18 protein-coding genes are annotated in these 20135 nt (G+C 72.1%); 6 read left to right on the top strand and 12 right to left on the bottom strand.

The genetic code is table 11. The annotated features are described in order from the left end of the window. Positions 1–92 precede the first annotated feature (92 nt). Positions 93–527 (top strand): hypothetical protein, encoded by a 435-nt coding sequence (locus ABD369_RS17120; protein WP_344637289.1) that lies wholly within the window; start codon positions 93–95, stop codon positions 525–527. Positions 528–693: 166 nt separating this feature from the next. Here the strand turns inward: ABD369_RS17120 and ABD369_RS41155 are convergent, their stop codons facing one another. Beyond that, positions 694–783, bottom strand: coding sequence for a helix-turn-helix domain-containing protein (locus tag ABD369_RS41155; RefSeq protein ID WP_425557638.1), 90 nt, complete (start codon positions 781–783; stop codon positions 694–696). Positions 784–1011: 228 nt separating this feature from the next. Between ABD369_RS41155 and ABD369_RS17115 the strand changes: the two genes are divergently transcribed. The 4 genes from ABD369_RS17115 to ABD369_RS17100 all read left to right on the top strand — a co-directional run bounded on the left by ABD369_RS17115 (position 1012) and on the right by ABD369_RS17100 (position 5920). Continuing rightward, entirely contained in the window at positions 1012–1449 is a 438-nt protein-coding gene (locus tag ABD369_RS17115; protein WP_344637275.1) for a hypothetical protein, read from the top strand. A 176-nt stretch (positions 1450–1625) separates the two neighbouring features. Then, positions 1626–3023: a ferric reductase-like transmembrane domain-containing protein gene (locus tag ABD369_RS17110; protein ID WP_344637274.1), complete on the top strand. Its 1398-nt coding sequence runs from the start codon at positions 1626–1628 to the stop codon at positions 3021–3023. After that, positions 3020–4528: an NADH-ubiquinone oxidoreductase-F iron-sulfur binding region domain-containing protein gene (locus tag ABD369_RS17105; protein ID WP_344637273.1), complete on the top strand. Its 1509-nt coding sequence runs from the start codon at positions 3020–3022 to the stop codon at positions 4526–4528. Before ABD369_RS17110 ends, ABD369_RS17105 begins: the two co-directional genes overlap by 4 nt. 417 nt (positions 4529–4945) lie before the next feature. Continuing rightward, a complete protein-coding gene (locus ABD369_RS17100; protein ID WP_344637272.1) occupies positions 4946–5920 on the top strand; it encodes an NAD(P)/FAD-dependent oxidoreductase in 975 nt (324 codons plus the stop codon). A gap of 46 nt (positions 5921–5966) precedes the next feature. Here the strand turns inward: ABD369_RS17100 and ABD369_RS17095 are convergent, their stop codons facing one another. The 5 genes from ABD369_RS17095 to ABD369_RS17075 all read right to left on the bottom strand — a co-directional run bounded on the left by ABD369_RS17095 (position 5967) and on the right by ABD369_RS17075 (position 13429). After that, on the bottom strand, positions 5967–6569 hold the full coding sequence (locus ABD369_RS17095) for a helix-turn-helix domain-containing protein (protein ID WP_344637271.1): 603 nt from the start codon (positions 6567–6569) through the stop codon (positions 5967–5969). Positions 6570–6659: 90 nt separating this feature from the next. Next, positions 6660–7802, bottom strand: a complete 1143-nt coding sequence (locus ABD369_RS17090; protein ID WP_344637270.1) for an acyl-CoA dehydrogenase family protein — start codon at positions 7800–7802, stop codon at positions 6660–6662. 4 nt (positions 7803–7806) lie between these two features. Continuing rightward, positions 7807–8556, bottom strand: a complete 750-nt coding sequence (locus ABD369_RS17085; protein ID WP_344637269.1) for a thioesterase II family protein — start codon at positions 8554–8556, stop codon at positions 7807–7809. 2 nt (positions 8557–8558) lie between these two features. Further along, complete coding sequence (locus tag ABD369_RS17080; protein WP_344637268.1) at positions 8559–10154, bottom strand: GMC family oxidoreductase; 1596 nt, start codon at positions 10152–10154, stop codon at positions 8559–8561. Continuing rightward, positions 10151–13429, bottom strand: a complete 3279-nt coding sequence (locus ABD369_RS17075) for a non-ribosomal peptide synthetase (RefSeq protein ID WP_344637267.1) — start codon at positions 13427–13429, stop codon at positions 10151–10153. Before ABD369_RS17075 ends, ABD369_RS17080 begins: the two co-directional genes overlap by 4 nt. A gap of 224 nt (positions 13430–13653) precedes the next feature. Here ABD369_RS17075 and ABD369_RS17070 point away from each other — a divergent pair, with 224 nt between their 5' ends. Then, the gene (locus tag ABD369_RS17070; protein ID WP_344637266.1) at positions 13654–14229 is read left to right on the top strand and encodes a flavoprotein; all 576 of its coding nucleotides are present in this window, start codon (positions 13654–13656) and stop codon (positions 14227–14229) included. Positions 14230–14299: 70 nt separating this feature from the next. Here the strand turns inward: ABD369_RS17070 and ABD369_RS17065 are convergent, their stop codons facing one another. From ABD369_RS17065 to ABD369_RS17040, 6 genes are all read right to left on the bottom strand, one after another. Next, positions 14300–14707 carry a RidA family protein gene (locus tag ABD369_RS17065; protein WP_344637265.1) on the bottom strand — a complete coding sequence of 136 codons (408 nt, stop codon included), beginning with the start codon at positions 14705–14707 and terminating at the stop codon, positions 14300–14302. 88 nt (positions 14708–14795) lie between these two features. After that, positions 14796–16253 carry an NAD(P)/FAD-dependent oxidoreductase gene (locus ABD369_RS17060; protein WP_344637264.1) on the bottom strand — a complete coding sequence of 486 codons (1458 nt, stop codon included), beginning with the start codon at positions 16251–16253 and terminating at the stop codon, positions 14796–14798. A gap of 128 nt (positions 16254–16381) precedes the next feature. Further along, on the bottom strand, positions 16382–17131 hold the full coding sequence (locus tag ABD369_RS17055; RefSeq protein ID WP_344637263.1) for a methyltransferase: 750 nt from the start codon (positions 17129–17131) through the stop codon (positions 16382–16384). A 79-nt stretch (positions 17132–17210) separates the two neighbouring features. After that, positions 17211–18437, bottom strand: coding sequence for an MFS transporter (locus ABD369_RS17050; RefSeq protein WP_344637262.1), 1227 nt, complete (start codon positions 18435–18437; stop codon positions 17211–17213). A 220-nt stretch (positions 18438–18657) separates the two neighbouring features. Further along, the gene (locus ABD369_RS17045; protein WP_344637261.1) at positions 18658–19122 is read right to left on the bottom strand and encodes a group II truncated hemoglobin; all 465 of its coding nucleotides are present in this window, start codon (positions 19120–19122) and stop codon (positions 18658–18660) included. A 30-nt stretch (positions 19123–19152) separates the two neighbouring features. Further along, positions 19153–19980 (bottom strand): AfsR/SARP family transcriptional regulator, encoded by an 828-nt coding sequence (locus ABD369_RS17040; RefSeq protein ID WP_344637260.1) that lies wholly within the window; start codon positions 19978–19980, stop codon positions 19153–19155. Positions 19981–20135: the final 155 nt, after the last annotated feature.

Below are 20135 nucleotides of genomic sequence, written 5' to 3'. Positions count from 1 at the left end.
CCACGCCGGCGCACTCCGGACCGGTGAACCCGATCATCTGCCGACGCGCGTCCTCGCCACGACCCGCACCGCAAGGAGCACTCGTGAACGACATGACCATCCCCACTGTCACAGCCGCCCCCGACGGAGGCGCCGAGCTGCGCCTCGTGATCCGCCTCGACTGGGAACACGTCGCCGAACTCGGACTCCATGCCTCCAAGCTGGCCAGTGAGGTGAAGCGGCCAGTCACTCTCGACGAAGCGGTGAGCCACCAACTGGCCTCCCGTTTCCGCCCGGTGGCTCCGGCCCACGGCGCCGCCGGCACCGTCAAAGGCAGCACGCCGGCGACGCCGCTGCCCGGCGCGGCCGTGGAACCTCCTCGCCAGGCACCGGCCACGGTGGGCAAGCCGGCCGCGCCCGCGTCACTGGAGAGCGGTACGCCGGTCCGGCCCGCGGCCGTCGCGCCGGCCCAGTCTCCGGTGCGGCAGGCAGCCGCTCCGGCGCAGACCGACGACAAGCCCCCCTTCCCGCTGGCCGCCGCTGGATGACCACGAGGCCCATGGCCGCCGATCAGCGGCACCCGTGAGTGCCGCTTCGGACGACGGTGCGCCGGGACGCGCCGCGACTGCTCTCCCCTGGCCGTCGCGGACGCTCTCTTGACGCCCGGCCGGATCCGTCACCGGCTGCCCGGCCGTTGGGGGCGCAGCTCGCCGCTCATCCCTTGGCCGGTTCGCCCGGCTCCGCCGCCTGCCGCACCCCCTGCGCATCGGTCGGATAGAAGCGGAACTTGTACGCCCGCTTCACGTGAACGGCCTGCACGGATCACAAGGAACCGCGAACTTGCGGCCTGGTGCGGGTGATTCACCTACCGAGACGCCATACCGCCCAGGCAGCGGTCTGGCTTTCCCTGTCCCGCTACGCAGGAGCATTCGTTTCCTCCCCCAGCTGAAGCTTGGGGGTATCCACGAAGGAGATCAGATGAAACTCCCGTTCCGGACTTCCCCTCTCCGTCTCCGCAGCGGTGGCGGCCGAATGTCCGGCCACAGGCCGGTTTCGTACGGCCTCCTCGCCGCCGGGACGTCGCTGCTCGCTGCAGCGTGCGTTCCCGCCCTCCCGACGGCGGCTCCTCCTGCCGCTCCCGCGCCGTCGGTCAGCACGACCGACGTGCCGACCTCGATGCCGGTCGGCGCGCCGTCGGGCACGCCGACATCCGGCCCCACCGGTATGCCGACCGGGAAGCCCACCACCGAACCGACCGACATGCCGACCTCGAAGCCGAGCAGGATGCCCCCCACCAAGCCGACCACCAAGCCGACCGGCATGCCGACCGTGGGGCCGACCACCGGTTCGAGCGGCATGCCGACCGGAATGCCGACGTCCGGGCCGACCGACCCGCCCACCGACCCGCCCACCGGCATGCCGACCGCGACGGACGGTGACCCCACGCCGGTCTACGGCAGCCACTGGTAGGCCGCGCCCCGCCGGCCGCCGAAGGAGCCTCGCCATTCAGGCTGCCGGTCCCCTTGCAACTCCCCTCGGTGCCCCGGGTCCTGATGCCGTCTGCGGTGACATCAGGAACCCACGCTCGTGGACACCCGGTCCGCGTCGACTGTCGGGCCACCACCATTCCTGGACAAGGAGAGACCTTGAAGAGTTCGACAAGGCCACGCCGCCGGTCCCCGCGGAACACCGCGGCGCGACTTCGCGCGGCGGCCGCCGGCACGGCACCGGAGCTGCCGAAGCCGCCGGTCCCGGTCCTGGTCGTCGCCGTGGTGGTGGTGCTCGGCGTGGTCGCCACGGTGCTGCAGGCGCTCCAGCTCCCGGCGACGGCGCACAACCGCAGCGGCACGGAGGCGGTGCACCGGTTCGTCGACTTCTTCTTCGGTGTGCTGACGCTGATGGCCCTCAGCGGCAGTGTCACACTCGGCCTGCTGGCGGCCGAACGACGACTGATGACGCCGCGTCACCGGGTGGTCGTGCAGGCGCTGCACCGGGCCGTGTCCACGGCGGCGGTGGTGACGCTGGTGATCCACATCGGCAACAAGGTCGCCGAGGGGCACGCCGCTCCGGCGGCGGCCGTGATGCCGTTCGCTTCCGGCACCAGCTTCGCGGTCGGCGTCGGCACCATCGCCGGAGAGTTGCTGGTCCTGGCCGCGGTGACCGGCGCGCTCCGCGGCCACTTCGCCAACAACCCCCGCCTCACCCGGCTCTGGCGACCGCTGCACTGGGTCGCCTACGCCTCGTGGCCGCTCGCCCTCGCGCACGGGCTGGAGGCCGGGCGGCCGGCCAAGGGCTGGGTCGTGTGGTCGTACGGTGTCAACATGGCCGTGGTGGCGCTCGTACTGCTCATCAAGTTCCTGCACGGAGCCGGGCGCAACACCACCGGCGTCAGCGCCAACCGCCGCCTGATGGCCGTGGACCTGATCGGCCCCGGCGAGGAGGCGGGCTACCCGCCACTCGGTGACCAGCTGCCCGTCTTCGGCGAGTCCTCGGCGCTGCTGGCGCTGGACGTGGAACTCCCGGACGCCCAACCGGAGGTGGCACCGGAACCCGTCGCGGCTGCCACTGTATCCGCCCAGCTGCCCGTGGACGCAGCCGCCGGGCAGTGGGACACCGGTGAGCTGAACGCCCTACTGGACGCCGGCCGTCAGCAGTACCTGGCCGAGCAGGCGGCGTTCCCACAGCAACAACAGCCGCAGTACCAGCCCCAGTTCACGACGGTCGCCTGGGACACCGGTGAACTCAACGCGATGATCGACGCCGGCCGTCAGCAATACCTCGCCGAGCAGATGGCGTTCCAGCAGCAGCAACAGCAACAGCAGGCCGAGTACACCCAGCAGCTGTACGCCCAGCAGTATCCGTCCCAGGCGTTCACCGGCCAGCCCGGGTACCCGCAAGTCCCCGACGCCGGCCCGCGGTTCCCGTCAGCGGTGGCGTCCTGGCCCACCCCCGGCCACTGGTCCCAGCCCACCCCCGGCTACTGGTCCCAGCCCACCCAGCCGCAGTCCTCCGGGTACACCGTCGACTCCTGGCAGAACCGATGACGGCTGACACCGCGGACGTCCCGGAGGTCATCCGGATGGGGCCGCCCAGGCTCACCGCCGGACTCGACCAGTACATCCGGATGGGCTACGAGGCCCATCTCACCGTCCACGGGCCGCTGCCCCGGTACGACGCGTCGGGGCTGGTCGACCTCGCCCAGCGGATCGGGCTCACCGGGAAGGGCGGCGCCGCCTTCCCCTTCGCCCGCAAGCTTCAGGCGGTGATCGACGCCACCCGGCGCCGGCGCCGGCCGGCGGCCGTCGTGGTCAACGCCACCGAGGGCGAGCCGGGCAGCGCCAAGGACCAGATGCTGCTCGCCCGCGCCCCGCACCTCGTCCTGGACGGTGCGCTGCTGGTCGGCGGGGCACTACGCGCCGAGAGCGTGGCCGTCGGTGTGGACGAGGGCAGCCCGGGCGTCACCTCGATGCCCGCGGCGGTCGCGGAACGCCGTGCCCGGCTGCCGATCCGGGTCGTGCAGCAGCCCGCCCGCTTCGTCTCCGGCGAGTCCGGTTCGCTGATCCGCGGCATCAACGGGCTGGTCGCCCTGCCACCGAGCCGCAAGGTCCGCTCCTCCGACGGCGGGATCGGCGGCGTCGACGGGCTGCCGACGCTGCTCTCCAACGCCGAGACGTACGCCCAACTGGCCATCGCCGCCCGGATCGGAGCGGAGGCGTACTGCGCCGTCGGCCCCGAGGCCGAGCCCGGTACGGTGCTGCTCACCGTCAACCGGGCGGGCGCCCGGCGGCCCGTGGTGGTGGAAGCCCCCGCCGGGACCCCGCTCGGTGCGGTGCTGGACGCCTGCGGGACCGGGCCGGGCCAAGGAGTGCTGGTCGGCGGTTACCACGGCATGTTCCTGGACGCGGCGTCGGCGGTGTCCGCTCCCTGCTCCCGGGCCGGGATGCGGCAGGCCGGCGGCACTTTCGGCGCCGGTGTCGTCATCCCGCTGCCCGAGGACACCTGCCCGCTGGGCGAGGCGCACCGGATCGTCCAGTGGCTGGCCGCGGAGTCGGCCGGCCAGTGCGGCCCCTGCCGGCGCGGACTGCCCGAGCTGGCGCGGGCCTTCGGCGCGGTGGTGGCCGGCGGCGCCCGTGCGGCGGAGGAGGTCCGCCGGCTGGCCGCCGCGGTGGTGGGACAGGGTGCCTGCTCCCACCCCGACGGTTCCGCCGGGTTCGTCCGGTCCGCGCTCACCGCCTTCGCCGAGGACGTCGGCGCGCACACCGAGCGCGCCGGCTGCGGACGGCGGGTGCGCGGAGTGCTGCCGACCGTGCCCTGGAGCCCGGACCCCGGCACCGCCGAGGTCGGCCGGGTGAGCCTGAAGGTGGACTGGGCGCTGTGCGACGGGCACGGGCTGTGCGCCGACATCGCCCCGGAGCTGTTCACGCTCGACCGGTACGGCTTCCCGGTGGTCAGTGAGGGACCCGTGCCGGCCTGGCTGACGCTGTCCGCCAAACGGGCGGTCAACCAGTGCCCGGCCCTGGCCCTGCGCTTCGCCCCGTCCGGCCGCTGAGCCGGGTGCCGAGGACCCGGGCGTCTGCGCACAGCCCTCGTCAACCGGATGATCCGTGACGGCGACCCCCGATCCGGCGATCGAGCAGGCGCCGCACACCGCCCGCACCCGAATGCTCAGTTCGGCAACCGTTCCCTGACGGGGCGCGAACCGGCCGCGACACAGCGCCATCACGGCGTGACCGGCCGCGAGCTCGACCACCCGGAGGCATCGGCGGGGCCCTCCCCGGAGGCCACGCGAGCACCGCCGGTGCTTCTCTGCTCTCGCCGGCCGAAGCGGCCAGCTGACGCCACGTCACTCACCCGAGCGGCCCACACAACGACAGCGAGAACGTCGAGAGTCGAGTGTTCCGGAAACGGCAACAAAAATTGCTCGTGACGTCCCATCAGCCGCACGCTTGCGGCGGAGGTGATCGCCATGACTGGCGCAATCAACGACACAACCGACCGAACCTCGTACGACGTCATCGTGATAGGCGGCGGAGCGGGTGGACTGAACGCCGCGCTCGTGCTCTCCCGGGCCCGCCGGAGCGTCGCCGTCATCGACGCCGGGGAGCCCCGCAACGCTCCCTCGGCCCACATGCACAGCTTCCTCTCCCGTGACGGGGTCCCGCCGCTCACAGTGCTGGAGACCGGCCGCGCCGAGATCTCCCGGTACGGCGCCGTACTGATCAATGGTCAGGTGGACCAGGTGGACGCCCGCGAGGTCGGCGGGTACCTGGTCCGGCTGGTCGGCGGCGCGACGCTGGAGGCCCGCCACGTCGTCCTCGCCGCGGGGCTGCGCGACGAACTGCCCGACATCCCGGGCCTGCGCGCGCAGTGGGGCAAGGACGTCATCTTCTGCCCGTACTGCCACGGCTACGAGCTGCGCGACCAGCCGCTCGTCGTGCTGGGTGTCCACCCGGCGTCCGCCGGGCAGGCGCTGCTGCTGCGCCAGTGGTCGCACGACGTCGTGTACGTCCCGCACACCCAGCCGCTCAGCGACGAGGAGCGGGAGCGCCTGGACGCACGCGGGGTGAAGGTGGCCGAGGGGCCGGTGTCCTGCCTGCTCACCAAGGACGAGCGGCTGCACGCGGTGGAGCTCGCCGACGGGCGGACCTTGGAGTGCGCCGCGGTGTTCGTATTCCCCCGGATGACCCCCAACGACGCGCCCTTCGACGGCCTCGGCTGCGAGAAGGACGACGCCGGCTGGCTCGTCACCGACCGGGCCGGCCGCACGACCCGCCCCGGCCTGTGGGCCGTCGGCAACGTGGTGGACCCGCGCGCCCAGGCCGTCACCGCGGCCGGCATGGGGGCCGCCGCCGCCTTCGCACTCAACCACGACCTGGTCGACGAGGAGGTCGAGCAGGCCCTCGCGGCGTACCGGTCCGTGTCGCCCGCCTCCGGCGGCTGACCCCACCCGCGCCCGGCCACGCCTCGATCCGCCCGCCCGTCCCGGCTCAGCCGCCGGAGGCGGGCGTGCGCGCTGTCGGACGGGCGCGCACGTGCATGCGCTCGCCCTGGCGACCGAAGAGGCTCAGCAGTTCGACCGGGCCCTCGCCGGTGCTGCCGAACCAGTGCGGCAGCCGGGTGTCGAACTCGGCCACCTCGCCGGGGCCGAGCACCACGTCGTGGTCGGCCAGGATGAGCCGCAGCCGCCCGGAGAGCACGTACAGCCACTCGTGCCCCTCGTGGGTGCACAGCTCCGGGGTGGTGCGGCGGGTCGGCAGGATCATCTTGTAGCTCTGCAGCGGGCCGGGCTGACGGGTCAGCGGCAGCACGGTGTTGCCGTTCACCCGGTGCGGCTTCAGCCGGACGCGCGGATCGCCCACCTCCGGGGCGCCGACCAGCTCGTCGAGGGGAACCTGGTGGGCCTGGGCGATGGGCAGCAGCAGTTCCAGACTGGGGCGGCGCTGGCCCGCCTCCAGCCGCGACAGCGTGCTCTTGGAGATCCCGGTGGCCTCCGACAGCGCGGCCAGGGTGACACCGCGGGCGGTGCGCAGCCACTTGAGCCGGGGGCCGACCTCGGACAGGGCCTGGGCTATGGTCGGGGGCTGCGTCATGCCGCCATTACATCGCGCTGCCCCCGAACTCGCAACCACAGATGCGGTGTTGGCACCGCCCGCCGGAGTGCGACGGGCGGTGCCGTGACGTCAGAGACCGAGGGACCGGCCGATCAGCTCCTTCATCACCTCCGTCGTCCCGCCGTAGATCGTCTGCACCCGGCTGTTGGCCCACTCCCGGGAGATCGCGCTCTCCTTCAGGTAGCCGAAGCCGCCGTGGATCTGCAGGCACCGACCGGCGATGTCCACCTGCAACTCCGTGGTCCACCACTTCGCCTTCGCAGCGTCCGTCACGGACAGCCGCCCGGCGTTGAGTTGGGTGATGCAGTGGTCCAGGAAGACCTGGGCGACGGTCAGTTCGGTGTCCATCGTGGCGAGCTGGAAGCGGTTGTGCTGGAAGCCGCCGATGGTCTGGCCGAACACCTCCCGGGTCTTCGCGTACTCCAGCGTGTCCGTCAGCATCCGCTCGACCGCGCCCAGGGCCACGGTCGCGATGCTCAGCCGCTCCCGTGGCAGCCCGGCCATCAGATAGGCCAGCCCTGCGTTCTCCTTGCCGATCAGGTTCTCGGCCGGCACCCGGCAGTCGTCGAAGAACAGCTCGCAGGTGTCGCTGGCGTGCCAGCCGAGCTTCTCCATCCGGCGGCCGCGGGTGAAGCCCGGCGTGCCGCGCTCCACCACCAGCAGGCTGATCCCCTGGGCGCCGCGCTCGGGGGCGGTCTTGGCGGCGACCACGACGACATCGGCGTGCTCACCGTTGGTGATGAACGTCTTCTGCCCGTTGAGGACGTAGCCGTCCCCGTCGCGGAAGGCGGTGGTGCGGATGTCGGCGACGTTGGAGCCCGCGTCGGGCTCGCTCATCGCGATCGCCGCGATCAGCTCGCCCGAGCACAACCCCGGCAGCCACCGCCTGCGCTGCTCCTCGGTGGTCCGCTCGGCCAGGTAGCCGGCGATGACGTCGTTGTGCGCCACGAAGGTCGGCGCCGTCGCCCGGGCCCACATGATCTCCTGCGCGAACACCGCCGGGTAGCGGAAGTCGGGCTCGCCGCCCCCGCCGTACTCGGGGTCCACGCCGATGCCGAGCAGCCCGGCCTTCCCGGCCTTGCGCCACACCTCGCGGTCGGCGATGCCGTCCCGCTCCCACTGGGCGTGGTACGGCACCACCTCCCGGCTCAGGAACTCCCGGCACGCGTCCCGGAACTGCTCGTGCTCCGCCTCGTACCGCTTGCGGGCCATGCGGTCACCTCTCCCCTGGGTCGGTGTCGTCGGCGATGGTCGTCAGGGTTTCCTTGGGGTGCTGCACGGCCGCGAAGTGGCCGCCCTCGATCTCGACCCGGCGGGTCGGGGCCGAGCTGTGCGCGGACCACGGCCAGACCGTCTCCGGCGGGGCGTGCACGTCCTCCCGGGCGGCGATCAGGGTGAGCGGGAAGTCCACCCGCAGTCCGGCGGCCTCCTGCGCGAACTCGGTCCGCACGGCGTCGTCCTCGCGGAGCATCCGCAGCAGGATGCGGCTCATCGTCGGGTCGGCCAGCACCGCGGGCGGCGTGCCGCCGTCGGCGGCGGTCCGGGCGAGCAGTTCCTCGTCGGGCACTGAGGCGAGCAGCGCGCCGGGCCGCTGGAGCCGGGGCGGCACCGCCCCGGACAGCACGGCCCGGACGGGCGGCACACCCACCTGGCGGGCCACCGCGGCGGCCACCGCCAGGCTCATCGTCGCTCCGAAGCTGTGGCCGAAGGTCGCCCAGCGCAGGTCGGCCGTTCTCTCCCGTTCGGCCAGCAGGTCGGCCACCACGTGCTCGGCCATGGCCCGCACCAGGGCGTGGAAGCCGACGGCCCTGCGCTCCCGGCGGCGGGTCCCCCGGCCGGGTGCGTCCACGCCCCGGACCGACATGTGCGGCTCGCCCAGCGACTGCCAGCCCCGGTAGACCATCGAGGTCGCCCCGGCGTGCGGGAAGCAGTAGAGCAGCGCCGGCGAGCTGGATTCAGGCCGCACAGTCACTCCTTCGTGTTCCGGGCCAGCTTCTCGGCCAGCATCAGGGTGGTCAGGTTGGTGGGCGCGCTGGGGATCGTCGGGAAGAGCGAGGCGTCGGCGATCCGCAGGTTCTCCGTGCCGTGCACCCGGCCGTCCTGGTCGGCGACCGTCCACGGGTCGGTCACCGGTCCCATCCGGCACGAACCGGCAGCGTGCCAGCCGGGGTTCATGATGTTGCGGACGCCGCTGCGCACCACCCCGTCGCTGGCGATCATGCGGTCGCTCCAGAACTGGGTGGCGGTCAGCCGGCTCGCCAGGCCGGGTGAGCGCAGCAGGCCCCAGGCCCGGCGCACGCCGTGGCAGAGCCGTTCCACGTCCTCGGGATCGGTGCCGAGACCCAGCTCGATGACGGGCGCGGCGTACGGGTCGGCGTGGTCGAGGAAGACCCGGCCCCGGGAGCGCGGGCGCATCAGCATCACCGAGGCGCCCACGACCAGCGGCCAGCCGAGGCGGTCCACGAAGCCGGGGATGGTGTGGCTCTCCACGTTGTTGAGCAGCCCCACCTGGATGTCCACGTCGCCGTCGAAGCCGCTGCTCATCCGCGCCGCGACCTGCCGCCAGGGCAGGCCCGGCGTGCACACCCCGTCGGCGGGCTTCGACCAGATGACGACCGAGGGGTGGTCCACCAGGTCCCGGCCGACCCCGGGCAGGTCCACCACGGGGGTGATGCCGAGCACCCGGAGCAACGCTGCGTCGCCGACACCCGAGCGCTGGAGGATGACGGGCGTGCCGACCGCCCCGGCGCTGAGCACGACGTGCCTGGCCCGGATCGCGGTGAGCCGACCGTCCGTCTCGACCTCCACGCCGACGGCCCGGTGCTGCTCGAACAGCACCCGGACGACCCGGATCCCGGTGCGCAGCCGGAGGTTGGGCAGCTCGCGCGCGCCGGTGAGGAACGCGGTGGCGGCGTCCACGCGTTCGCCGTCCACCGCGTTGCCGGGGATCGGGCCGACCCCGGCCTCCTCCCCCGCGTTGAGGTCCGGCAGGTCGGCGACGCCCTGCCGGTTGCACTCCGCCCAGAACGCCGCGTCCAGTTCGTGCACCTCCTCGCGCGGGGTGCGGCGGACCGGCAGCGGGCCGCTGTCGCCGTGGAGGTGGCCGGGGAAGTCGGCGTCGTTCTCGACATCCTTGTAGAACGGCAGCACCCGCTCCCACGACCAGTCCGGGTTGCCGTACGCCGCCCAGGCGGCGAAGTCGCGGGGCAGCCCGCGCAGGGCGATGGCGCCGTTGACTGCGGAGCCGCCGCCGACGACCTTGCCGAGCTGGTACGGGAAGCGTTCCCACAGGGCGCGGGCCGCCGCCGGCCCGCCGGCCCGCGCTCCGACCAGGTCCTCCAGGCGGCTGCTGGTGCGCAGGTTGGCCCGGTAGTCCCAGTTGTAGCCGGACAGCACCAGGCGGCCGGCGTCGGCCAGGGGGTGGGACCGGTCCCGGGGACGCGGCTGGTCGGCACCGGCCTCGAGCAGCAGGACGTTCCCGGAGCCCCGGGCGGCGAGCCGGGCGGCGGTGACGGCTCCGGCCGAGCCCGCTCCGACGATCACGTACTCCCACTCGTCAGTCACGCGGCCAACTCCTCGACGGAAGCGATCAGTTCGGCGAACGACTCGATCGACGCGTTCATGAACAACCCTTCGACCAGCTCCGTCTCCACGTCGGCCCCGATGCCGAACTCCGCGCGCAGCAGCGCGAGCAGGCCGACCGCGTGCAGGGAGTCGCCGCCGATGTCGAAGAAGCCCTCCTCCACGCCGAAGTCGCTGTGGCCGAGCTGTTGCGACCAGAGCGCGAACAGCCGCTCCTCCACCCGGCTGCGGGGCGCCGTCCGCCCGTCGCCGGCCTCGGCGTCGTCGTTCCACGGGGTGGGGAGCGCCTTGTGGTCGATCTTGCCGTTGCCCGTCAGGGGCAGCGTGTCCAGCGTCAGGAAGCGGCTGGGCATCATGTAGCCGGGCAGCAGGGACGCCAGCGCCTCCCGCAGCGCGGCCGGGTCCGGGTCCGCCCCGGCGTCGGGCACCACGTACGCGGCGATCTGCCGCTGTCCGGTCCGCGCGTGGGCGGGCGCGGTGACCAGCGCGGTGCGCACGCCAGGTTGGCGAACGAGCGCGGCCTCGATCTCGCCCAGCTCGACCCGGTAGCCGTTGATCTTCACCTGGAAGTCCTCGCGGCCCAGGATCTCGATGTCGCCGCCGGGCAGGTACCGGCCGAGGTCGCCGGTCCGGTAGATCCGCTCCCCCGTGACCGGGTGGACCAGGAAGCGCTCCGCGGTGCGCTCGGGATCGCCCAGGTAGCCCTGGGCCACGCCGATGCCGCCGATGTGGATCTCGCCGGTGACCCCGACGGGGGACGGCTCGAGCCACTGGTTGAACACGTGCATGGTCTGGTTGGCCAGCGGCTTGCCGTAGGGGATGCTCGACCACTCCGGCCGGACCGTCTCGATCGGGTGGTGGATCGACCAGATCGAGCCCTCCGTGGCACCACCCAGGCTGATCACCCGCATCGCGGGGAGCTTCTCCCGGATCCGGGTCGGCAGGTCCACCGGGATCCAGTCGCCGCTCAGCAGGGCCAGCCGCAGCCGGCACCCGCGTGGGGCGCCCCCGTCGCCGAGCGAGTCGATCCACATCCGCATCGGTGCGGGCACGCTGTTCCAGACGGTCACGCCGTAGCGGCTGATGAGCTGCGACCAGTGCGCGAGGTCGCTGCCGCGCACCGGGTCCGGTACGACCACGGTGCCGCCGGCGCCCAGGACGCCGAAGATGTCGTACACCGAGAGGTCGAAGCCGGTGGGGGCGAGCGCCATCACCCGGTCCTGCTCGTTGACGCCGAACCGCCGGTTGATGTCCTGCACGGTGTTGGCGGCACTCCGGTGGGTGATCATCACGCCCTTCGGTTCGCCCGTGGAGCCCGAGGTGAAGATCACGTACGCCAGGTCGTCAGGGCGCTGGCGGCGCTCGGGCGCCTCGGCGGAACACGCCAGGGTGGCCTCGTCCTGCGGGGTCACCACCGCCACGCCCGCCGGCCAGCGCAGCGCGTCGCGCAGGTCCGGCTCGGTCACCACGGCCCGCACCGCGCAGCGGGCCAGCAGCTTCAGCCGCCGCTCCTCGGGCAGCTCCGGGTCGATGGCCACGTACGCGGCACCGGTGTGCAGCACCCCGAGCAGCGCGGAGTACTGCGCGGCCCCCGGACGCATCGACACCGCTACGATCCCGCCCGGCCCGGCACCGGGGCCGGCCAGCAGCCGGTGTGCGATCCGGTGCGCGGCCTCGGTCAGCTGACGGTACGTGGTCTCCGCGCCGGGCGTGATCACCGCCGGCGCGTCGGGACTGCGCCGGGCCGCCTCGGCGACCAGCTCGTGCAGCAGTGCCGGCGGGATGTCCTCGGCGGTGGCGTTGGCCCGCTCCCGCTCACCGGCCTGCGCGGTGGGCAGCGGCACGATCCCGCGGGTGGCGCCCCACGCCGCTTCGTCGTCCACCAGCCAGTCCAGCAGCGTCACGTACGCGGCGACCATGTCCTCCAGCGTCCCCTCGGGGAACAGGCCCTCGACCGCGTTCCAGTTGACGCTGAGCCGGCCGTTCAGCTCCAGGATCTGGTTCTCCAGCCACACCTGCGGCGTCCGGCTGTGGTCGAACACCAGCTCGCCGAACGACTCCAGGGCCCCGGCCCGAGGGACGCCCTCGCCGCCGCCGAGCGTGCTGGAGAAGACCACCGGCATCGACGCCCGGCGGTCATCCCGGCGGCGGGCCAGGTCGCGCAGCACCCGGATGCCGCCGTACGCGGAGTGCGCCAAGTCCGCCACGAGCCGCTCCTGAAGGTTCTTCGCCCGCTGCTCGAACGTCTCCTCGGGCCGCCCGCCGACGGCGAGCAGGCCCGGCGCCAGGAAGTCGCCCATGATCTCCTCGACCTGCGGGTGCAGCCCGAGCCGGTGGAACTGGGTGACGGTCAGGGTGAACTCCTGCCGCCGCGACCAGGTCCGCAGCACCTCCGCGTACGCCGCGAGCAGCACGCCCGACGGCGTCAGCCCGTGCCGCGCGGCGGCCGCCTGAAGCGTCGCCCAGCGCTCGGGGTCGAGCACGGCCCGGTGCCGGACGAACCGCGGGGCGCCGAGCTGCTCGGGCGCCGCGGCCAGCGGCAGCTCGGGCGCGGGGGGCAGCGTGTCCAGGCGGTCCGCCCAGTACGCGGCGGCCTCCTGGCCCAGGTCGTCCTCGCGCAGCTCCTGCTGCGCCAGCACGTAGTCGCGGAACGACAGCTCCAGCGGCTCCGGCCGCCACGCCGGGTCGTCGTAGCACCGGCGCCACTCCTCCAGCAGCCGGAACAGACTGCGCATGTCGAGGAACAGCAGGTCCACCGCCAGGTGGAGCCGAATGCGGTCGCCGTCCAGCAGCGTGGCGCGGATGTCGACGAGCGGCGCCCGGTCCACCGGCAGCACCTGCTCCGTCAGTTCGGTGCGGATCCGCTCCAGTTCCGCCGTCTGGTCCCCGGCCGACCGATCGCGCAGGTCCGTGGTGCGGATGACGTACGGTTCCAACTCGTCCTCGGCGAGGATCCGCTGTGTCTGGTCGGTCCCGGCCACCGTGCGCAGCGCCTCGTGCCGGGCGACAACCTTCCGCAGGGCGCCGGTCAGCCGGTCGAGGTCAAGACCGGGACAGTCGAACTCGAGGTAGTACTGGCTGGGGATGCCACCCAGCTCCAGGCCCTTGTGCCGGCCGATCAGATACGCCTGCTGGATGTCGGTGAGCGGGAACGGCTCGTGAAGCCGATCCGGCTGCGGCTTGAGCTCCGGCAGTCGGTCCTCGTCCAGGCGACGCCGGCCGTCGCTGCCGCGCAGTTCCGCGAAGAGATCCTCCATCGACGTCCGCCCCTTTTCGTCAGATGCCCTGATGGGCCTTCGAATTGTTGTGCGCAAACGGAACGCTAGGCAGCGGCGGACCCCGTCTCAATACGGTTCGACCGAAGGGGCAACCGAAGTATTTGGTGCGCGCTGGACCGCCGCTGGACTCGTGGCGGACTCCCCCCGGTAGTCGGGTCATGCGCCATTGACCGGTGGTGGGACGGTAGCGGCATCATCGAGGAATGGCCACTCAGAACTCCCCGGCGGCAGCCGGGAAACGCATCCTCATCGGCGCCACCGGATCGATTGCGGTGACCCGGCTTCCGTCGTATATCGAGGCGATGCGCCGGCACATCGCGGGCAGCACGTTCACGGTTCTGCTGACGCACACCGCGAGCTCGTTCATTTCCCCGGAGAGTCTCGCGCTGTTCGCCGAGCGGGTGGTGAGCGGGGAATCCCCGGCGGACTGGCCGACCGACAAACCGTCCCGGCTCGCGGCTGACCACGACCTGCTCGCCGTGCTGCCGGCCACCGCCCACACCCTCGCCTCGGCGGCGGCCGGCGCCGCGCCCAATCGCCTGCTGACGGTGGCGCTGTCGGTGGACTACCCCGTCGTGTACTTCCCGGTGATGGGCGCCAGGATGTGGCACAAGCCGGCCGTCCAGCGGAACATCGCGCAGATCCGCGCGGACGGCGAGATCGTCAACGAGCCGGAGTGGCACGACGGTTACGACCCGTCCACGGGCCTCGCCAGCCACCATCCGGCCCTGCCCTCCCCGCACACGGTGGCCAAGGTGATCGGAGACCTCCTGGCCTGACCAACGCCAAGCGGCCCCCGGCCGGGGGCTAAGGGTTCCCGGCCGGGGGCCGCTCAGTGGCGTTCGCGCGTCAGGCCACGATGGCGGTGGCCTCGATCTCGATGAGGAAGTCGGGTTCGGCGAGGGTGGCCACGCCGACCAGGGTGGTGGGCTTGACGAGGTCGGCGCCGAGCCGGGCGGCGGCGCGCTCGACGCCCACCCCGATCTCGTCCCACTTGTCCAGCGACCAGTCCTTGACGTAGATGGTCAGGCGCAGGACGTCGTCGAAGGTGGCACCGGCCGCGGCCAGACCGGCGGCTATGTTGAGGTACACCTGCTCGGTCTGGGCGGCCAGGTCTCCCGTTCCAACCGGTTCACCGGCGGCGGTGCGTGGGGTCTGACCGCTGAGGAACACCACGCGGCTTCCGGTGCCGACGGCCAGCTGCCGCCATCCGTAGGGCGTGGGCAGCTCCGGCGGGTCGATCGTCTTGACAGGCATGCTCTGTCCTTTCTCGAAGGGGCCGTACGGGCAAGCGCGTTGTGCCTGCCTGCCCGTACGGTGACCGTGATGCGTTTGAAGGGAAGGCTCAGCTGTGCTCGCGGCAGGTGGCGTAGTACCTCCGCAGGAGCTTGACGAGTTCGGGGTCGAAGCGGGACGCGAAGAGCAGCTCGGCCGGCGGGGTGAACTCGGGGTCGAGCTCGTTCGCCCAGCTGAGGGTGGCCGGCCGCACGTCCATCTCGATCCAGTGGTGCCACTCGACCGGAATGGTCCAGTCCTGCTCGTAGCCGATGCCCATCTGGTGGTCGACGAGGACATCCACGATCTGCTCGCGCGTTCCGGTCCGGAGCGGCTGCCGCACCGGGGCGAACCGCGCGAGGTCGGCCTGGGGCTGCTCGCCGAGGATCCGGGCCGCGAAGTCCTGGGCCAGCAGCGGCGAGAGGTGCAGGCCGTCACGGTAGGTGCCGGTCATGATCCACAGGCCCTGCATGCCGCCCTCGCCGAGCAGCGGGAAGCCGTCCATCGACACGGGGCGGTTGCCGACCTGGACCTTGGCGACATCGCTGTTCCACAGGTTGCGGCGGACCTGGCGGTTGACGCACTGGAGGAGGAAGACCAGGTCGCGCATCTCGGGGGTGTCCCGCGGCTCCACGGAGATGACGTTGGTGGCGCCGACGTAGATGTGCCCGTCGCCGCGGGGGACGACGTGCAGTCCGCAGGCGAAGGAGCGGTTCGGGGTCCGGATGACGCTGTCCGGACTCGTCCCGTCCACGGTCCTGATGAGGGAGGAGACGCCGTACCCGCTGACCAGGCGGGGGACGCGGGGGCCGACGGGCAGGCTGTCGAGGAGTTCCTGGGTGCGCGCTCCGGCGGCCAGCACCACGTGGTCGGCGACGATCCGCTCCCCGGAGGCCAGGACGACTCCGGTCGCCCGCTCGCCCTGGTACTCGACGCGGGTGGCGAATTCGGTGACGAGGGTGGCGCCCGCCCGGACGGCCGCCGACTCGAGCCGTTCCAGCAGGGCCGCGGCGCTGACGGCGTGTTCCCCGGGTATGTGGAAGGCCTTCAGCGGGCGGGAGATCGGCTCGGCGTCCACCCAGTCGAGGTCGCGGGGCTCGACGTCCTCGAAGGGCTCCTGGTAGCGGGTGAGTTCGGCGCGGATGAGGTTGTAGTTGGCGTCGTCGATCTCGGCCGTGCCGATGGTGTTGAGGATGACGGTGGTGCCGTCGGCCGTCCTGACCGGGGCGCCCTCGGTCCGGTCCTCCAGCTCCGCCAGCCACTGCGGCCACAACTTGGTGGCCTGGATGCCGAGTTCCAGCTTGGCCCGGCCGTGCTCGCTGGCCAGCAGGGAGGTGGTGACCTCTCCGAAACAGCCGAGCATGGCACCGGCCGCCGCCGAGCCGGCCCAGGGGCGATGCGGCTGACCGAGCACGGCGACCCGCTGTCCTCGCCGGGCCAGGACCCAGGCCAGCGACAGCCCCAGGACTCCGTTTCCGGCGATGACCACATCGAAGCCGGTGCCGTCTGCCTTCCCGTTGGCGTTCATCAAACTCCAATCTTCCAAGGCGCTGTCGTGTCGCCCGGAATCGAATTGATAGTGAATTGAATTCCGTCGGAACTGGTGGATCGGTGAGCGTCCTGCAGGGATTTTCCCGGCCGGTGGCGAAGAATGGATCAGCGGCGCAGGAACTCGTACATGGTGAAGTCCATGTCGACGATGCCGCGCTCGTTGGTGTGGGCCTTTACCACCGGGGAGTCGCCGAAGTCCGCTGCCGGAAGTTCGACGGACTCGCTGCGGTACCGGCGGGCTTCGAATCCCGCGTCGGCGGCGGCCCGCAGCATTTTCTCGGGATTCCCCATCGCCTCGCTGGTGCCCAGGTACACCCGCCCCTCCGCCGAGAGACGGGGCGCCACGTCACGGAAGAACCTGCGCACCATCTCGTACCCGGGGTCGAAGACCGCCCGCTCGATCTGGCCGGCGTAGAGACGGTCCTCGGGCGCTTCGATGAAGGGGGTGTTCCAGAAGACGACGTCGAGCACCTCTGCCGGGTCCAGTGCGTCGAACAGATCGCTGGTCAGTGCCGTCACCTGGCCGGCCACCCCGTGCCGGGCGGCGTTGCGACGGGTGTTCTCCACCGCAGCCGGGTTGATGTCCAGCGCCAGCACCCGCTCGCAGCCACGCTGCGCCGCGATCACCGCGGCGATGCCCGCGCCGCAGCCCATCTCCAGGAACCGGCTGCCCTTCTGGTAGGGCACCCAGGAGGCGAACAGGCCGGGGCCCGGGTCCGTGTAGGGCGGAAACACCTCGGGGAGCAGGTCCCAGTCCAGCCCGAGCAGCGAGAACGTCGTCTGCGTCGGACGGTCCGGGCTCTGGATCTGCGACACGACCCAGTTTCCGAGTTCGTAGCCGAGCTTGTTGTCCATGCGATCCTCCCTTGGGGGAGCCGCGGAGCAGTTCGGTCGACACGTGCTCCGCGGCTCTCGACGGTGGAATGCGAGCGGGTCAGTTGTCTCCGGGCTGGGGGTTCTCCGCCCGGCTGCGGGTCATCGCGCGGTCGATCAGGACGGCCGGGATGGTGAGGACCGCCAGGCCGGCGCCGAGCCAGGGGATGGCGGTCAGGCCGCCGCCGCCGACGAGGACGACGGCCGCGAGGACGGGGACGAGGCTGATGCCGAGCTGGAACATGGAGACGGCGGTGGCCCCCGCGAGGGTGGGCGCCCCCGCCGCGACGGTGAACACCCGCCCGTAGATGGCCGGGTTGAGCACGAACCCGGAGACGCCCAGGAGCAGGACCAGGGGGATGACGGCCACTGCGTACCGGCCGAGGAGTGCGAGCAGGACGGACGAGACCAGGATCCCGACCGCCCCGATCAGGAGCGCGTGGTGCGGGCGCCCGTCGGCGATCCGGCCACCGATGGACAGACCGATGAAGGCGCCGATTCCGAACAGGGTCAGGATCGCGGGTACCCACACGGAGTTCATGCTCGTGATGTCGGTGAGGAAGGCCGCGAGATAGTTGTACGACATCATGTAGGCCGCGGTGCTCAGCAGGGTCGCGGCGTACACCACCCACAGCTGCGGCTGCTTCATCGTGCGCAACTCCCGCTGCACGCTGGGCTCTTCGGCCGCCTTGGTCGAGGGCACGGCGACCAGGGTCGAGACCGTACCGACCGCAGTGAGACCGACCACGGCCCAGAACCCGCCCTGCCAGCTGGTGAAGTGGCTCAACAGCGCGCCGGCCGGGCCACCGGCCACCATGGCGACACTGAGTCCGCTGACCACCACGCCGGAGGCGCGGGCGGTGCGGTCGGGGGTGACGAGGCCGATCGCGGTGACCGCGGCGACCGCCCAGAACCCCGCGTAGGCCAGGCCGCACAGGAACCGGGTGACCAGCAACACCGTGAAGTTGTCGCTCACCAGGCCGACCGCCACACCTGCGGCGAAGAGGGCCTGCGAGGTCACCAGCGTGAGCTGCCGCGGCCAGCGCAGGGTCAGCACGGCCAGCGGCGGGCCGCCGATCACCACGCCGATCGCGAACGCCGAGATCAACGCTCCGGCGGAGGACAGCGAGATCCCCAGGTCGTCGGCGATGTCCGGCAGGACGCCGGCGAGCAGGAACTCGGCGCTGCCCATCGCGAACAAACTGAACGCGAGCAGGTACACCCCCAGCGGCAGTCGGGCGGCTGCCCTGCCGGAAGCCGCCTGCGGCTGTTCGGTCTGGACGCTCATCGGCGGCCACCTCCGGTCTGGTGCGCCGGCAGGGGAGTGGTCAAGCGCATGGGAGAGCTCCTTGTTCGAATGGTTGGGGCGTGCGGATCACGGCGGGTGCGCGGCGGCCTGCCGGATGGTGGGAGGGTGATCACCCCTGGTCCCCATGCTGGATCCAGGCGTGACGAACGGACAACATTTGTTGCCGATACCGGGACGCCGGGGCAGGCCGTCCGCCTGATCAGTCGTCACCGGGCTGAGCCTCCCCCCAGCCCCACTTCTTGATGGTCGTACGCCCCGTGGGACCCACGCCCGGCCGGGAGTTGGCCATGGCGCGGCGCGAGCCGAACTCGATGTAGCCGATGAACGCCGAGCGGAACTCCGCGTCGTCCGGCAGTCCTACCACGTCCATGGCCTCCCGCATCAGCTCCACCCACCGTGCCCGCTGCTCGGGCTTGATGGCCCGACCCCGGTGGCGGGAGACCATGTGGCGGTAACCGCCGTGGTGTTCGGTGTAGTGCTCCGGGCCGCCGAGCACCTCGCCGAGGAAGGTCGCGACGTGCTTGGGGTGGTCGTCGTCCATGCGGGCGAAGAGCGGGGCGAGCAACTCGTCCTTGCGGACGCGCGCATAGAACTCCTCCGTCAGCCGTTCCAGCGCCTCGGCGCCGCCGGCCCACTCGTACAGGGTGGGAACCCGATCCGTCACTGTGTCACCTTCCGTTCTGTTGGGGCAGGTTCATGCCGCGTAGAGGTCGAAGGTCGGCGTCGGCCTGCCGCCCTGCGCGACCATGTCCAGCCGTGGATCGACCGAGAGCATCGCCTGGTGCAGCCGCTGGAGCTGGGGCATGGGCTCAAGGCCCAGCTCCTCGACCAGTCGTCGGCGCAGTTGGCGGTACAGCCCCAGGGCCGAGGACCGCCGCCCCGAGCGATAGAACGCGACCATGGCCTGCGAGTGCAGTCGCTCGTTGGATGGGTGACGTACCGTCAGTTCGACGAGTTCGGCGAGGAGTTCGCTGTGCAGGCCGAGCCGCAACTCGGCGTCGATGCGGCGCTCCGTCGCGAGCAGCCGGCTCTCCTCCAGACGAGCCGCCTGGATCCGCAGCGCCGCTCCGGCCGGTACGTCCAGCAGCGCCGGCCCTTGCCACCGCGCCAGCGCCTGGCGCAGCCGACGTGCCGCCGCCTCGCTGTCACCGTCCGCGAAGGCGGCGTGGCCAGCCTGCGCCTCCCGCTGGAACGCGAACGCGTCGACGTCCTGCTCGCCGGCCCGGAGCAGGTAACCCCCGTGCCCGGTGGCCAGCAGCTCCCGGGCACGGGCCGGGCCGTCCTGACCGCCGAGGGCGGCGGCCAGGGTGCGCCGCAGCCGCAGGACGTAAGTCTGGACGGTGGTGCGCGCGCTGCGCGGCGGCCGGGGGCCCCAGATCTCCTCGACCAGCGTCGTCACCGGCACGAGCTGCCCTGCGTGGAGGGCGAGGAGCGCCAGAATCTGCCGCTGCTTGCCCGCCGTCGGGACGACCGGAACTCCGCCGGTCTCGGCATGCAGCGGGCCGAGAACCTGAATCTTCACGCGCCCTCCGTCATCCATACGCTTCATCCGATTGCTCGTGGCGACGGCCACGGGAAGGAACCTAGGAGTGCGGGGGTGGGGGCCTCAATACGGTGCGACCGTAGGGCTGACCGAAGAATCGGCGCCGAATGCTTGGCGGGCATGCCGACGGGCAC

The sequence above is a fragment of the Kitasatospora cystarginea genome, from assembly GCF_039533515.1.
GTDB classification, from domain to species: domain Bacteria; phylum Actinomycetota; class Actinomycetes; order Streptomycetales; family Streptomycetaceae; genus Kitasatospora; species Kitasatospora cystarginea.
Note: the sequence above shows the minus strand (reverse complement) of the source record. Positions and strands in the feature narration are given on the sequence as shown.

Excerpts from the sequence above, each read along its gene's own strand:
- ABD369_RS17075 (WP_344637267.1), bottom strand. The coding sequence starts at position 13,429 with ATGGAGGATCTCTTCGCGGAACTGCGCGGCAGCGACGGCCGGCGTCGC.
- ABD369_RS17115 (WP_344637275.1), top strand. The coding sequence starts at position 1,012 with ATGTCCGGCCACAGGCCGGTTTCGTACGGCCTCCTCGCCGCCGGGACG.
- ABD369_RS17070 (WP_344637266.1), top strand. The coding sequence starts at position 13,654 with ATGGCCACTCAGAACTCCCCGGCGGCAGCCGGGAAACGCATCCTCATC.
- ABD369_RS17095 (WP_344637271.1), bottom strand. The coding sequence starts at position 6,569 with ATGACGCAGCCCCCGACCATAGCCCAGGCCCTGTCCGAGGTCGGCCCC.
- ABD369_RS17120 (WP_344637289.1), top strand. The coding sequence starts at position 93 with ATGACCATCCCCACTGTCACAGCCGCCCCCGACGGAGGCGCCGAGCTG.
- ABD369_RS17105 (WP_344637273.1), top strand. The coding sequence starts at position 3,020 with ATGACGGCTGACACCGCGGACGTCCCGGAGGTCATCCGGATGGGGCCG.
- ABD369_RS17100 (WP_344637272.1), top strand. The coding sequence starts at position 4,946 with ATGACTGGCGCAATCAACGACACAACCGACCGAACCTCGTACGACGTC.
- ABD369_RS17050 (WP_344637262.1), bottom strand. The coding sequence starts at position 18,437 with ATGAGCGTCCAGACCGAACAGCCGCAGGCGGCTTCCGGCAGGGCAGCC.
- ABD369_RS17065 (WP_344637265.1), bottom strand. The coding sequence starts at position 14,707 with ATGCCTGTCAAGACGATCGACCCGCCGGAGCTGCCCACGCCCTACGGA.
- ABD369_RS17060 (WP_344637264.1), bottom strand. The coding sequence starts at position 16,253 with ATGAACGCCAACGGGAAGGCAGACGGCACCGGCTTCGATGTGGTCATC.
- ABD369_RS17055 (WP_344637263.1), bottom strand. The coding sequence starts at position 17,131 with ATGGACAACAAGCTCGGCTACGAACTCGGAAACTGGGTCGTGTCGCAG.
- ABD369_RS17090 (WP_344637270.1), bottom strand. The coding sequence starts at position 7,802 with ATGGCCCGCAAGCGGTACGAGGCGGAGCACGAGCAGTTCCGGGACGCG.